Raw genomic sequence first — 14,132 nt, forward strand, 5'->3', positions numbered from 1 at the left:
GAACAGCTGAACATTCTCAAATCTCGTCTTCTTCGTAGATTTCATCTTCGTCTTCCAAAACCTGCTTTGGTTTTTTAAGAAACATTACAATTATTCCAACTATTACCAGTATGCCAGCTATTCCAACATAGATTACCCATTCAGGCAACCCAAGTACTGTCATCTCTTCTTCCACTAAAACTTCTGGTACATCGACTTCAAACTCAAATGTTTCAGACTCCTCAAGGTATCCTTCGGCAGTTGCAATAATTTGTAATGAAGTAAAGGAATCAAGGTCATTTGCAGTAAAGCGAATCTTTGCAATTCCACCATTGTCTGTAGTAATGCTAGTAGGTGTTGCAACACCATTAATACTTGATATCTGAATAATGGCACCATCTACTGGCTCTAAATTCTCATCATCCACATAGACATCAAGTGTAACTGGCTGATTCACAGGCAATGGCTCTATTATTCCGCCTGTAGATATCTCAAGTTTTGTTAGAAATGACCTTGTCTCAAAGGAGGATTCAGATGATATGGCACCCTTTGCATTTGCAGAAATCTTGCTCTCACCAGCTATCCCATTAGTCATTATTGGAAAGATTGCTTGCGATTCTCCTTTGAGTATCTGAATATTTCTTGGAATGTTTAACAAATCAGATTCTTCTGTGATTAGCTGAATCTTGATATCCTCTAGTGCATGAATAGGATTGTCATTAAAATCAGTTATCTGAATGACTCCAGGAAATTCTGATTTTGCATTTGAATCCATTACAGAATATGGCAGGCTAATTCTGATTTTAGCTGAAGGCTCTGTACTGTATGTGGAAGAAGTCTCCAAATCAGAATCAGCTGATATTCCTATTGGAATTGCATTAATTGTAAAGGATGACTCTCCTTTGATAAATGAGGTACTGTGTAATGTTGCATGACTAAACGTCTTGTTTCGTTTTATCTCAACCATCTCATTCACTGGAGACAACAAGAATCTAGCTTCATCCTCTACTATAGTAGGACGACCCTTTGAATCTAGTGAGATTACAAAGATATCAAAATTACCGGTCTTATCAAAGAGAATCATGTTGGGACCTGTTGGAGAAAAAATCTTTGTCTTGTCATGTCGTAGTGTGTTGATTATTTGGGCATCAACTGTACCTGAACCCACCCCCTTCAAGGTAGAAGCTAGGGTAACTATACCATTTTCTTTGCCAGATTTGATTGTGGCAATGCCATATGACTTTCCAGATTCAATCTTTCCAGATTCTATGATGTGCAGCAGTAGATCGTCACTAGAAATCAGGTTGATCTTTTGCAGACTGCCCTTTGATTGAAAGTTCTCATTAGATATTACGGGTATGGTGATTGGCTCTTCATCTTCTTCACTTGATTCCTCTGCTGTCTCTTCTGTTTCTTCATCTTCTTCCTCTTCTACTATAATTTGATACACTGCTATTGTTGTAGAATCGCTTGGAATCTTTTCTAGTGTATAGACAATCATTGTTTTGTTTTCTGCAATTAGTTTATTCTCAAAGTTCATTGCATCAGCTGTGGTAAACATGTCAGATGCAATTCCCAATCCCTTTGTACTTGCACCTATTGTGATGTCCTCAGGTGAGCTATTCAGATTCATCTTGATTTGAAAGTGATGGCTAAACTCACCCTTTTTTATGACCCCAGTTGAAAGAGATTCCTTTATCTTATCATCAATGATTCTTCCAACATAATCATAATCAGAAAAAAACTCTAGAGGAATGTCTTCAGTTGCCAAGGTAGGATTTCCATCTGCATCAACTAGACTAACTATTACCTCTACAGTTCTGTCTACTTCCTTTGGTACAAATTTTGGAAAGATGTCGATATCTAGTGATGCAGGTAATGATGAGGATATTCGAATATTCTTTGCACTGTGAATGTTAAGATCATCCTGTGTTGCACGAATGAATGCATTTCCTACATCTCCTTTTGTAAGAATCGTACTCCAAGAATAGTAATTTCCTTTGTTGATAGTTAGCGAGGAATCCCTTAATGAAATCAAAGAGTCTTCATACTCAAAATCGATTGTAATATCATATGGTGCTTGGATTATCTTCTTTTCATCATCTATGAGATAAACAGAAAACGGCATCTCAGAGGAAACATGCATCTCATTTGATGGAAGATTGATTACAATATCCAGGGTGTCTGGAAGGATAGGCACCTTTTCACCAACAAAAAACTTCTTTGATATGGTTTGATCATTAAATGTAGCAGAGATTACAGATGAGCCATCTACACCAAATGTCTCAATAAAAAACGATGCATATCCTTGCTCAGCTTGTATGGTTACAAGCTCTGGAACTTTAGCAATTCCAGGTTTATCTGATTCTAAAAATATTCTAACATCCTTTGATGGTTTTATCATGGTACCCTTTGAATCAATAAGATTGATGTATCCTGCAAGGTGAACGTTTTCCTCTGATATTACTCTGGATGGTGCTAATCTTAGCTCAAGGGATGCATGATCTAAATTTGTTACAAGAATTTGTGCTTCTGAAAATCCAAATGATGATGTAAACAGTATTGCTGAAAAAAACAGAACTGGAATTTTTTGATTCATGCTTTTCCCCTCATAAAAAGAAAAAAAGGTGGATTAACCACTTTGTTGACCAACTTGGACAGTGCCGACGAACTGATTTCCGTTAGTTGTTTGGATGTTAAACTGTGCAGAGCGTCCAGATCTTAGGTCCTGTGGAAGGTCCATCAGTATGGTTGCAGTTTGGCCTGGGGCAATTTCTGCAGCGCCTTCTTGTAATACTGCATCTGGTGTGTTTAACAAGACAGTGTAGTTTCCTTGTGGGATGTTTGCAGAGTTGTATAATCCCATACCGCCTGTTGCTTGGATGTAATCATACTCGTAACCTGCAAATCTTAGAGTACCGATAACTACTGGCTGTACACTGTCATTTGTGACATATACTGCAACTCTTTCATCTGCTTGTACGTTTGGATTACCATCACCTGCAGAACCTGCTAACATTGGATTTCCGTTATGTGCTTGTAATTCAGACACGGCTCTTGCGTCATAACCAAGAATCTTTACTGCTTCAATAGTTGGAGTACCACTGATTTGTGATGAACTAAAGAATCCTTGTGAGAATACAAAGATGATAGTTCCTCCAACTACTGCTATTGCAACCATTAGAAGTGTTGCAATTACTGGTGCAACTGCTCTTCGGTTGGTCAAATGTTCTTTTGGTGTTAGGTTTGTCATTATTACACATCTATATCATCATACTTTTGTTAAGGCAAATGCTGTGCAAAATGCACAACAGTTGAACACACTAAACAGTACTAAACAATATTCTAATACTGATATGCTCTAGAAATTCCAATGAGAAATTATACGCTAACCTTAATTGGGATTATTTTTCTGGGATGCATTAATTCAGCATATGCAGAAACTGGGACATATCAGTATTCTATAGATGAGCATACTTTTGATTTAGAGTATCATTTTTCTGGTAATGTTTTAGCAATGCAAATTGATCAAGAATTACGTTCTTTTCTAATAGGAATTGAAGATACAATTGGAGGTCAATTCGTAATTAGTATTCCAAATGAGATGATTTCCGCCCAGAATGGAGATTTCGTGGTTCTGGTAGATGGTATTGATGTAGAATATGGCCTGGAATCATCTGAAGATATCAATACGTTTGCCATTCCTTTGTTCAGTGGTGCCCAGGAGATTGAGATTATTGGAACAAATGTAATTCCGGAATTTCCTATAGGAGCTTTGGCAATTTTGATAGTAACAACGACATCAATTATTGTATTAACAAAGAAAAGCCAGTTGTTTAGGTTGTAACCTTATCAAGCTGATTTGATTTATCTGCATTTTTTATCTCGCGTGCAATTCGTTTCCCCATACTCATTGGTTCATTAAATAAGAGACCATAGTATGGTGAGCCTTCCATGTAGATGTTGGTTCCAGCTACAATTCTGGCTGAAAACTCAAATGATGTGAATTTTGCATTCTCATCGTATACGCCTTCAATACAGAAAGGACCGTTCATTCCTGGTTTTACCAGTCGCCGTGATGCTTCAACGAATCGCTCACCCATATCATATGCTTCTTGTAGTAATGATTCACGTAAAACAATTGGAGTATTCCCTATGACATTAAATGATGGAACCTTCTCGTGTTTGATCTGAACAGAGGATGGAATTCTTGCTAGACTTTCAATGTCAGACTCATGTCTTTGATCAGAGCCAAAGAATTCAATGTCTTCATTTAACGGAGAGTAAAAGAATTGCAGATACGCCAAAACTCCAGGGGAATACTCCTGGATGTAGAGTTGCTCATCTTTTGATAATATTCCTTGCTTGATTAGTGAGTCCCTCTTTGCATCATAATCTTCTTTGTTTGTTGCCAAAAAGTATCCTTTACCACCAGCAGCACCTTGTCTCTTTACTATTACAAGCCCATTGATATCTTCAGGTGTTGGAATTGTTCTTGGCAGGTTAAGATTGGACTCCTTCATGAGCTGCTCTTTTTTGTTTCTGTCTGATTCCCATCGCAGAATCCACTTGTTGCCAAATATTGGAATCTTTATTGATTCGATTTCTTCTGAGCTCATCTGAGCAATCAGGGTACCATGAGGAATCAGTACAGAGTTATTCTTTTCTAAAATGTCAAGGCATTTCTTTTCTAAAATTTCAGGAAAGGAATCAACCAGAATTAACTCATCAATAAAGTTGAATCTACGATATAGTTTCTCTCTTTTTTTCTCACAGACCAAAAGTGTTTTGAATCCTTCATCTTTTGCACCCTTTAAAACCTGAAGAGAGCAGTGAGATCCAAGTGTTGCTATCGATGTCAAGGCGATACTAGATAGAAAAAACCTTGACTTTATGAATTATGTGCGCTCGAGACATAATTAAAGACGGTATCAACTAACTCCATCGATATCTCCGGTTTGATGTCCGCAGGAATTGCCTTTAGGATAAAATCAATCATGCTAGTATTTTGTGGAATTTTTCCTCTTTCCTGGTATAGGGAATAGACAGACACTGCATTTGATATCAGAGCAATGGCCTTTTCTTTTTGTGTTAAATCCATGCAAATTTAGGTATAAATCTTCTAAATTAATGTACAAATTTTGTAATTTTGTTTGTGGTGGGTGGACATACTTAGCCTTTTGATGGATTTTCATTAATTTTTTGCTGTGTCTGGACAGCATAGGTGCAAGCATTGTGATCTGGTATTTGATTCAAAGAAATCTCAAAATGCCCATGTAATATTTGCACACAAAACAACATCTCCTACAATAAAGAAGGTCTTAATTTTAGGTGGGGGTTTTGGAGGAGTTGGAGTTCTCAAGGAGATTCAAAAGAGAGTATCAGATAAAGAGGTAAGCATTACAATTGTAAATGAAGAAAATTATTTCCTGTTTACTCCGATGCTACCTGAGATGGCAGCAGGGGTGATTCATCCAAGTAACATTGCAATTCCAATTAGAAAATTTTGTAAACAAGCTAAATTTTACCAGGCAGTAGTTTCCGATATTAATCTAAATGAAAGATTAGTCACAATTACAAGAACTTTTGATGGAAAGGTTCATGCATTAGAATACGATTATCTTGTGCTTTCATTAGGAAGTCAAAATAACTTTTTTGGAAATAAAAACATGGAGGATAACTCCTTTACAATCAAATCAATTGAGGATGGAATTGCATTAAAGAATCATGCAATAACTATGATGGAAAATGCAGCGCAGACAGGAGATGAAGATTTACAGAAAAGATTGTTAACATTTGCAGTAGTTGGTGGAGGTTTTGCAGGAGTTGAAACAATAGGGGAGTTGAATCATTTTATCAGACAATCAGTAAAGCATGCATATCCAACAATTGATTCAAAAAATATTACTCCGATATTAATTTCAGCAAGAGGAGGAATTTTACCAGAAGTTGGTGAAAAACTGGGAAATGTTGCAATGAAGTATCTTCAAAAAGTAGGTGTAAACATTGTCACAAATACAAAAGCAGTTGGTGCATCCGAAGCTGAGATAAAATTAGATAATGGAGGAAGCATCCCATGTTCTACAATTATTTGGGCAGGAGGAGTTGCAATAGATCCTGTAATATCATCAATTAATTGCGAACATGAAAACGGTGGAAGAATCAAGGTAAACAAGTTTTTGCAAAATCCTTGCAATCCCAATGTATTTGCACTAGGGGACTGTGCCGCAATTAAAGATGAAAAGAATGGCAAGTACTATCCGCCAACTGCTCAGCATGCAATTCGTGAGAGCAAGGTTGTTGCCAAAAACATCCTAGAATCACTCAAAGGAGGCACGAAATTCCAAGAATTCTCATACAAAAGCAAGGGAATGATGGCCACCATAGGAAATAGGGTGGGCGTAGTCTCAATATTTGGTAAAAATCTGAGTGGAGTTACTGCTTGGGCAATATGGCGTGCATATTATTTGGCAAATCTTCCAACGCTAGAGAAGAAGATCAAGGTTGCAACAGATTGGACTATTGATCTACTCTTTGAGCGAGATCTAACACTTGTAGGAAAAATAAAGAAAAAAGAGTTACAACAGTTTCATCTTGGTGCAGAGATGCCATCATTGAAGGAACAACTTTTTGCAGACCTGTAATTGTACTTGCATATCAGACAAAAATTTCTAAAAATTCAAACTCCACTGATGATTGATACGTAATCATTTTAATAAAATTTTGAATAATTAAACCACGAAAAAAATAGTTGAGCTAAACAAAGGTCTGGAAAAAATGAATCAAAAAAATATAGAAAATAATCTTGAAATCTCAGATCAGTTTTTTTCAGAATCAGAAAACAAAATGTATTCCTCAATAAATAAAATTGAGGAATTGGGAATCAAATTATCATCTTTACTAGAACTAGATGAAATAGATGCCCATGTTTATCTAAACTTGCTAAGACTAGGTCCTGTAACTGCTAGTTCTTTAGCTAAAGAATTACACATGGATAGAACCAAAGCATACCGAACTATTGACAAGTTATTGCATCTTCAAATTGTTTCAACTACTCTATCAAAACCAAAATTATGTGTAGCAAACAAACCAGAAGATGTTCTAAATAACATTCTACAACAAAAAGAGAACCAGGTTAATAGAATAAAGAACTCACAACAACAAATTATAGAATCAATCCAAACTACGATACCAACTAATTTCAAAACAACTATCCCAACATTTCATGTAACCCAAGGAACTGGTAAGATCTATTCAGAGATTGAAAAATTAATTGAGGAATCTGAAGACATCATATACCTTGTCACCACGCTAAAAGACATCTCAAAGATGTATCATACTGATATTCCTGAAAAGATAAAGATATGTGAGAAAAACGGAGGCCAAGTAAGATTAATCACTGAAATGTTAAACTATTCAGAGGTCCAATTCATCAGAAGATTTGGAGCCACATCGACTAGAAGGGGGATTTTACGCACAAGGGGCAGAATGGTCGTAGAAAAGAATCGAAACATGATACTCTCAGATGCCCTATCTGATCATTCCAATTCAGAATCAGATTTTGCCATTTGTACTAATTCAGTAGAGATGTCAGGCAATATCTTCACACTGTGTAGCCTATTATGGGAAAATTCTAAACCACTGAATCTGCCCCAAGTTCAGGTAAATTAGATCAGTTTCTCAACTAATCTTTAAAAGAAAACTAAATACACCAAAAAAAGAGGCATTTAGTAAATCATGATCGATACAGAGTTAGGAAATTTACGTAGAACGCATTATGCTGCTGATTTAGATCCATCAATTAGCACACAAGTTACCTTGATGGGATGGGTTCTAACCATACGAGGCCATGGAAACATTTCCTTTTTGACGTTACGCGATAAAACAGGAGATATTCAAGTTGTTGCAAAGAAAGGAGATTGTCCTGATGATGTTCGTGATAAGATTTCTTCACTAAAGGCTCATTCTTCAATTGCAATTACTGGAAAGATTAAACCATCAGATAAGGCTCCAAAGGGTTTAGAGATTACCCCAACTGAGCTCCGAGTATTTTCAGAAGTAGAGTTGATTCCACCATTTGAACCATTAGCAAAAACAGTAAAAAACATCGATACAAGATTGGAGGTACGACCAATTGATCTTAGAAGAAAAGTTTTGCTTGATATCTTTCATGCAAGAAGTGCTGTCTTAAAATCAATCCGAGATTATTTTTATTCACAAAATTTTTCAGAGATAAATACACCAAAGATGATTGCAACTGCAACTGAAGGCGGTGCCGCACTCTTTGCAATATTTTACTATAACAAAGAAGCATTTCTTGCACAGAGCCCACAATTGTACAAAGAACAACTCACAATGAGTCTTGAGAAAGTTTTTGAGATTGCACCAATATTTAGAGCAGAGCCTTCAAGAACTAATCGACATCTTGCTGAAGCAATCTCAATTGATTTGGAAGAAGCATTTGTTGATTACAATGATGTGATGAATCGAATAGAAGACATCATCAAGGCATCAGTAAAAGCTGTAAAAGAATTTGCCAGTTCTAATGAAGAGGTAGAGTTTACAATACCTGAAATTCCAGACTCTATTCCTCGATATACCTATGATGAGCTAGTCGAAAAGATGCAAAAAGCAGGCGCAAAGACAGAGTGGGGAGATGATTTGTACCCTTCAAATCTAAAAAAGATAGGACTATCTGGTTTTTACTTTATAAAAGATTGGCCGATGGCTCCAAAACCATTCTATGTAAAAGCAAGTAAAGAGAATCCAAAGATTTCTGAATCATTTGATTTGATGTTTGGTGATTTGGAGTTATCCTCAGGCAGTACTAGAATTGAAAAGCGCCATGAGTTAGTTGAGCGAATGAAGAATAAGGGAATGAAGGCAGAAGCATTTGAGTATCATCTTAAAGCATTTGATTACGGCGTGCCACCACATGCAGGTTGTGGCATAGGATTAGAGAGACTGATGATGGCATTAACTGGTACTGAGAACATTCGTGATGTAACATTTTATCCAAGAGACGTGGATAGGCTAACTCCATAGGTGATTTGATTGGTTACTGCAGAAGAGATTGAAAGAGTTGCAAAACTGATGAGAATAGAGATGGATGATCATTCAGAGTATATTGAGCGAGTAAAAAAGATGCTTGGCTATTTTGATTTATTAGACAAAGCAGACGTGAAATCTGAAGAGATTAATTTTACAATAATGCCAATTGAGAATTTACGTAAGGACGAATTTATTCCGTATGATGAAAAATTAATTGAGAAATTAAAAAATTACAAAGGAACCCATGTTCGAGCCCCAAAGATGGTTTAATTGAGAATCAAACAATCCCTGTTAGAATATGTAGATAATGTAAAAAATGGAACTTACACATGTGAAGATTTTGTTTTAGAGACACTGGAGCATATAGAAAAACACGAGGAAGTTCTACACTCATACATTTCAATCAACCAAAAAGCAATCGAGGATGCAAAAAAAATCGACAAGAAAATACAGTCTGGTGAAAAGGTCGGTGCATTTTATGGGGCTCCAATTGGAATCAAGGATAACATCTGCATAAAGAACTCAAAGACAACATGTGCATCAAGAATGTTAGAGGATTTTGTTGCACCATATGATGCCACGGTAATAACTAGACTCAAAGGCCAAGACGCATTATTCATTGGAAAAAACAATCTAGACGAGTTTGCGATGGGCCTGACTACAGAGTTTAGCGCCTATGGACCAAGCAGAAACCCATGGAATCCAGATTATGTGCCAGGCGGCTCATCGGGAGGAAGTGCAGTGGCAGTTAGTGCCTTTGAATGCCTAGCATCTTTAGGCTCAGATACGGGTGGTTCTACAAGAAATCCTGCCAGCTTTTGTTCAGTTGTAGGAATAAAACCAAGTTATGGGTTAATCAGCAGATATGGCCTTATCTCATATGCAAATAGCATCGAGCAGATTGGCCCCATAACCAGAACTGTAAAGGATACTGCATTTGTGCTAAATACAATTGCAGGTATTGATGAAAATGACAATACCACCATTGATAATCACAATGACGATTATCTAGGTGAGATTGATCAAGGAATCGAAGGAAAAAAGATAGGAATCATCAAGCAGATGATGGGAGAAGGAGCATCAAAGGATGTAGTTGATGCAACAAATGAAGCAATATCAAAATTAGAAAAACAGGGAGCACAGATTCAAGACATCAACCTTGAAGCAGTGGATTATTCTGTTGCTGCATATTATACCATAACTGCTACAGAGGCAGGAAGTAATCTTGCAAGATATGATAACCTAAGATATGGTTATGACTTTCCAGTAGAGGGATACGAGTTTAACTCTTACATATCAAGGGCAAGAAAAAGATTTGGCCCAGAAGTTACAAGACGAATGATACTAGGAGGTTTTGTTCCATCAGCTGGATATGCCGGAAAATATTTCCTAAAAGCAATGAAAGTAAAAAACAAGCTAACAAGAGAGGTCAATGAGGCATTTAAGAAAGTCGATTTGCTAATCTCGCCGACAGTTCCTGTACAACCATTTAAGATTGGAGAAAAGATTGAGGACCCGATTGCATTGTTCCTAGTTGATTTTAACACTGTTACTGCAAATCTTACAGGAAAACCTGCAATATCTGTTCCATTCAAAGTAACAAATGGATTACCAATAGGAATACAATTGATGGCAGAACATAACAAAGACAAATTCCTTTTACAGGCAGCTTATACATTAGAACAAAATACAAAACTACCGGAGGTTCCTTTATGACCAAAATTGGTTTAGAGATTCACTGTCAGCTAACAAAATTAAACAGCAAGCTATTCTGTTCATGTAAGGCAGATTATAGAGAATTTGAGCCAAACACTAACATCTGTCCAATATGCATGGGCTTGCCTGGTTCATTACCACGATTAAATCAAAAAGCAGTAGAAAAGGCAACTACAATTGCATTGGCGTTAAGCTGCCAAATTCCAGAAAAGATTGCATTCTTTAGAAAAAATTACTTTTACCCAGATTTGCCAAAGAACTTCCAAATTACTCAGCTTAACGTGTATGGCCCAACTAGCATTGGTGAAAAGGGCATGGTAAATGTTGAAGATAAGGAAATTAGAATACGAAGAATACAGCTTGAAGAAGATCCGGGACGATTAATCTACGAGGGAACATCAGAAAAAACCCAGATTACACTAGTTGATTATAATCGTGCAGGAACTCCTCTAGTTGAAATTGTCACAGAGCCTGATTTTGATAATCCAAAACAAGTGAGAATATTTTTGAACATACTATCTGATCTGTTGGAGAACCTAGGGGTAAGTGAGCCCACATTAGAGGGAGCAATGCGTGCAGACGGAAACGTCTCAATAGAAAATGGTCCAAAGGTTGAAATCAAAAACATTGGTTCGTTTCATGATTTAGAAAAAGCACTGCACTTTGAGATTACAAGGCAGGAGAGTCTTTCTGCAAGAGACATTCCAATTGCCCAAGAAACAAGACATTGGGATGACAGACGTAAAGTTACAGTCTCGGCAAGATCAAAAGAAGAGGAGATGGATTATCGTTACTTCCCAGAAGGCGACATACCATGGATAAAAATTGCAGATCAAAGAATTCAAAAATTAAAAGAAGAGATGCCTGAGAGTATCAGCTCAAAAAAGCAGAGATACGTTACACAGTTTGATATCCCTCCACAGGTTGCCGATGTCTTATCCTCTGACAAGTATTATTCAGATTTATTTGAAAAATCCCATGATGATAAAAATGCAAAAGATATTGCAAATCTGATAACGACTGATTTGATGGGCCTTGTTGATACACGTGAAAAAAGAGAGCAATCAAAGCTAAAGCCAAATCATTTGAAAGACTTGGTAAGTGCAATTCAAGCAAATACAATTACCAGAACATCTGCAAAGACAGCATTACAAGAGATGGTAAAATCAGGTAAAAGCCTGGATGACATCATCAAAGATTTAGACCTCGGCAAATCTGATCAAGGTGAATTAGAAAAGATAGTGGATGAGATAATATCCCAAGAGAGCAAAGCAGTAGAGGAGGCAAAAGCAAATCCCCAGGCAATAAACTATCTAGTTGGGAAGGTAATGCAAAAAACAAAAGGAAAAGCAGACCCGATAATTACACTTGAATTATTTAAAAAGAAATTATCTTAAAACAAGAGAAGCCATTATATCATTTCAAAATACCATTATTTTATGTCAGAGTACGTCTTTGTTCCAACAAAAGAACAGATTGAAACATCAAACATTTACAAATTCATGCAAAGATACAATCTGAAAACATTAGAGGAGTTGCATCAAAAATCAATTTCGGATCCTTCTTGGTACTGGAATGCAGTTAGTGAAGATGTTGGTATTGTTTGGGACAAAAAATTTGAAAAGGTTCTAGATTCTTCAAAAGGAGTACCCTGGATAGACTGGTTTGTAAACGGTAAAACAAACATAATTCTATCAACTCTTGATAAATTTGCAAAAAAGACGCCTCAAAAGGTAGCCTATCATTTCATTTCTGAAGGTGGAGATTATGACTCCTTAACGTACAAAGAACTAGAAGATGAGGTAAATCAACTTGCAAATGGCCTAAAATCATTAAAAATTCTCAAGGGAGATGTCGTTGCAATTTACATGCCAATGATCAAGGAGGCAATCATTGCAATATTGGCATGTGCTAAGATTGGAGCAATTCAAACGGTAATTTTTTCTGGATACAGTGCAGATTCACTAAAAATTAGACTACAAGATTGTAATGCAAAGATTTTGTTAATCTCTGATGGCTTTGAACGAAAGGGAAAAAAAATTTCTCAAAAGGAAGCACTAACAGTTGGAATCAAAGATACCAATGTACAAAATGTCATTATAGTACAATACAAGGGATTTGATGATTACTCATCATCTCAAATGCTACTACACTACAATGAACTAATAAAAAATCAATCAAAAGAGTGTCCAACTGAAATTTTAGATTCTAATGATAAACTATTCATTTTGTACACTTCAGGAACAACTGGCAAACCAAAAGGAGTTGTACATACACATGGGGGTTTTTCAGTATTTGCAGGACATCAATCAGCCTATCTAATCGATAATCATCAAGATGATGTCTTGTTTTGGCCTGCAGATATTGGCTGGATTACAGGTATAGTTTGGAATGTGTATGGTCTACTTGAGATGGGTGCAACCGGCATAATCTATGATGGTGCATTGGATTATCCTAACATCAATAGAATATGGGGCATAATGGAAAAGTATGGTGCAACAATTTTTGGAATTTCACCAACAGCTGTTCGCATGTTTAAAAAAAATGGAATCACTCCAACAGATTTACATGATTTTAAAAAAATTAGATTGATTCCAACTACTGGAGAACCAATTGATGAAGAGTCATGGTGGTGGCTTTTTGAAAAGGTAGGGAAAAAAAGAATTCCAATTATGAATTTGTCTGGCGGTACAGAAATTGGTGGAGCAATGTTATCTGTATTACCAGGAATGAAACTAAAACCCACAACAGTTGGAACCCCCTGTCCTGGAATTGATGTTGATGTTTTTGATGATAAAGGAAATCAAGTCAGGGACCAAAAAGGCTATCTTGTTGTAAAGAATTCATGGCCAGGAATGACAAAAGGATTACTCAATGACAATGAAAGATATCTCAAGACATATTGGTCTAGATTTGAAAATATTTGGTTTCATGGGGATTACGTAATGGCAAATTCAGATGGTTTGTGGTATATGCATGGAAGAATTGATGATGTGATTAACATTTCAGGCCACAGAATGAGCACTGCAGAGATTGAGCAAACAATAATATCGCATCCAAAGATTTCAGATGTTGCTTCTATTTCAATTCCAGATGAGATTACGGGTGAGGCAATAGTTGTGTTTGTGGTACCAGAGGGCAACTACAAAGAAGAGAATTTATCAGATGAAATCACATCTTTTGTTTCTGAAAAGATTGGTAAATTAGCAAAACCAAAATTTGTAATCCAGTTATCGGATCTTCCAAAAACTCGTACGGGTAAAATTATGCGAAGATTGCTCAAAGACAAACTACTTGGAAATCAAATAGGAGACAAATCATCCCTAGAAAATCCCCACGTTTTAGATGAAATTACTCCAATTTCCTAGTGGATTTGATTTGTCTGA

Annotated in this window: 12 protein-coding genes; 8 read left to right on the forward strand and 4 right to left on the reverse strand. The window is 36.5% G+C overall.

What is annotated here, in order from left to right; genetic code table 11:
* Positions 1–16: 16 nt before the first annotated feature.
* A complete protein-coding gene (locus C6988_RS05910; RefSeq protein ID WP_182134140.1) occupies positions 17–2,578 on the reverse strand; it encodes an Ig-like domain-containing protein in 2,562 nt (853 codons plus the stop codon).
* A gap of 33 nt (positions 2,579–2,611) precedes the next feature.
* Positions 2,612–3,232 carry an archaellin/type IV pilin N-terminal domain-containing protein gene (locus tag C6988_RS05915; protein ID WP_182134141.1) on the reverse strand — a complete coding sequence of 207 codons (621 nt, stop codon included), beginning with the start codon at positions 3,230–3,232 and terminating at the stop codon, positions 2,612–2,614.
* 120 nt (positions 3,233–3,352) lie between these two features.
* Here C6988_RS05915 and C6988_RS05920 point away from each other — a divergent pair, with 120 nt between their 5' ends.
* Positions 3,353–3,826 (forward strand): PEFG-CTERM sorting domain-containing protein, encoded by a 474-nt coding sequence (locus C6988_RS05920; RefSeq protein ID WP_182134142.1) that lies wholly within the window; start codon positions 3,353–3,355, stop codon positions 3,824–3,826.
* Here C6988_RS05920 and C6988_RS05925 read toward each other — a convergent pair.
* Together C6988_RS05925 and C6988_RS05930 are read right to left on the reverse strand one after the other, a co-directional pair.
* On the reverse strand, positions 3,816–4,841 hold the full coding sequence (locus C6988_RS05925; protein WP_182134143.1) for a formate--phosphoribosylaminoimidazolecarboxamide ligase: 1,026 nt from the start codon (positions 4,839–4,841) through the stop codon (positions 3,816–3,818). The two genes, C6988_RS05920 and C6988_RS05925, sit on opposite strands and share 11 nt — an antisense overlap.
* A 29-nt stretch (positions 4,842–4,870) precedes the next feature.
* Positions 4,871–5,080 carry a hypothetical protein gene (locus C6988_RS05930; RefSeq protein WP_182134144.1) on the reverse strand — a complete coding sequence of 70 codons (210 nt, stop codon included), beginning with the start codon at positions 5,078–5,080 and terminating at the stop codon, positions 4,871–4,873.
* A gap of 106 nt (positions 5,081–5,186) precedes the next feature.
* On the opposite strand from C6988_RS05930, the gene C6988_RS05935 reads away from it, so the two are divergent.
* The 7 genes from C6988_RS05935 to C6988_RS05965 all read left to right on the forward strand — a co-directional run bounded on the left by C6988_RS05935 (position 5,187) and on the right by C6988_RS05965 (position 14,114).
* Positions 5,187–6,623 (forward strand): NAD(P)/FAD-dependent oxidoreductase, encoded by a 1,437-nt coding sequence (locus C6988_RS05935; RefSeq protein ID WP_255464299.1) that lies wholly within the window; start codon positions 5,187–5,189, stop codon positions 6,621–6,623.
* Positions 6,624–6,756: 133 nt separating this feature from the next.
* Complete coding sequence (locus C6988_RS05940) at positions 6,757–7,650, forward strand: TrmB family transcriptional regulator (protein WP_255464300.1); 894 nt, start codon at positions 6,757–6,759, stop codon at positions 7,648–7,650.
* Positions 7,651–7,716: 66 nt separating this feature from the next.
* On the forward strand, positions 7,717–9,024 hold the full coding sequence (aspS, locus tag C6988_RS05945) for an aspartate--tRNA(Asn) ligase (protein ID WP_182134145.1): 1,308 nt from the start codon (positions 7,717–7,719) through the stop codon (positions 9,022–9,024).
* Between the two features lie 9 nt (positions 9,025–9,033).
* A complete protein-coding gene (locus tag C6988_RS05950; protein ID WP_182134146.1) occupies positions 9,034–9,300 on the forward strand; it encodes an Asp-tRNA(Asn)/Glu-tRNA(Gln) amidotransferase subunit GatC in 267 nt (88 codons plus the stop codon).
* On the forward strand, positions 9,301–10,746 hold the full coding sequence (gene gatA, locus C6988_RS05955) for an Asp-tRNA(Asn)/Glu-tRNA(Gln) amidotransferase subunit GatA (RefSeq protein WP_182134147.1): 1,446 nt from the start codon (positions 9,301–9,303) through the stop codon (positions 10,744–10,746).
* On the forward strand, positions 10,743–12,143 hold the full coding sequence (gene gatB / locus C6988_RS05960) for an Asp-tRNA(Asn)/Glu-tRNA(Gln) amidotransferase subunit GatB (protein ID WP_182134148.1): 1,401 nt from the start codon (positions 10,743–10,745) through the stop codon (positions 12,141–12,143). The genes gatA and gatB overlap by 4 nt, the downstream gene beginning before the upstream one ends.
* Positions 12,144–12,185: 42 nt before the next feature.
* Positions 12,186–14,114: an acetate--CoA ligase gene (locus C6988_RS05965; protein ID WP_182134149.1), complete on the forward strand. Its 1,929-nt coding sequence runs from the start codon at positions 12,186–12,188 to the stop codon at positions 14,112–14,114.
* Positions 14,115–14,132 lie beyond the last annotated feature (18 nt).

Origin of the sequence: Nitrosopumilus sp. b1 (genome assembly GCF_014078545.1) — an archaeon.
In the GTDB taxonomy this organism is placed as follows: Archaea; Thermoproteota; Nitrososphaeria; order Nitrososphaerales; family Nitrosopumilaceae; genus PXYB01.

Excerpts from the sequence above, each read along its gene's own strand:
- C6988_RS05910 (WP_182134140.1), bottom strand. The coding sequence starts at position 2,578 with ATGAATCAAAAAATTCCAGTTCTGTTTTTTTCAGCAATACTGTTTACA.
- aspS (WP_182134145.1), top strand. The coding sequence starts at position 7,717 with ATGATCGATACAGAGTTAGGAAATTTACGTAGAACGCATTATGCTGCT.
- C6988_RS05920 (WP_182134142.1), top strand. The coding sequence starts at position 3,353 with ATGAGAAATTATACGCTAACCTTAATTGGGATTATTTTTCTGGGATGC.
- C6988_RS05915 (WP_182134141.1), bottom strand. The coding sequence starts at position 3,232 with ATGACAAACCTAACACCAAAAGAACATTTGACCAACCGAAGAGCAGTT.
- C6988_RS05930 (WP_182134144.1), bottom strand. The coding sequence starts at position 5,080 with ATGGATTTAACACAAAAAGAAAAGGCCATTGCTCTGATATCAAATGCA.
- gatB (WP_182134148.1), top strand. The coding sequence starts at position 10,743 with ATGACCAAAATTGGTTTAGAGATTCACTGTCAGCTAACAAAATTAAAC.
- C6988_RS05940 (WP_255464300.1), top strand. The coding sequence starts at position 6,757 with ATGAATCAAAAAAATATAGAAAATAATCTTGAAATCTCAGATCAGTTT.
- C6988_RS05965 (WP_182134149.1), top strand. The coding sequence starts at position 12,186 with ATGTCAGAGTACGTCTTTGTTCCAACAAAAGAACAGATTGAAACATCA.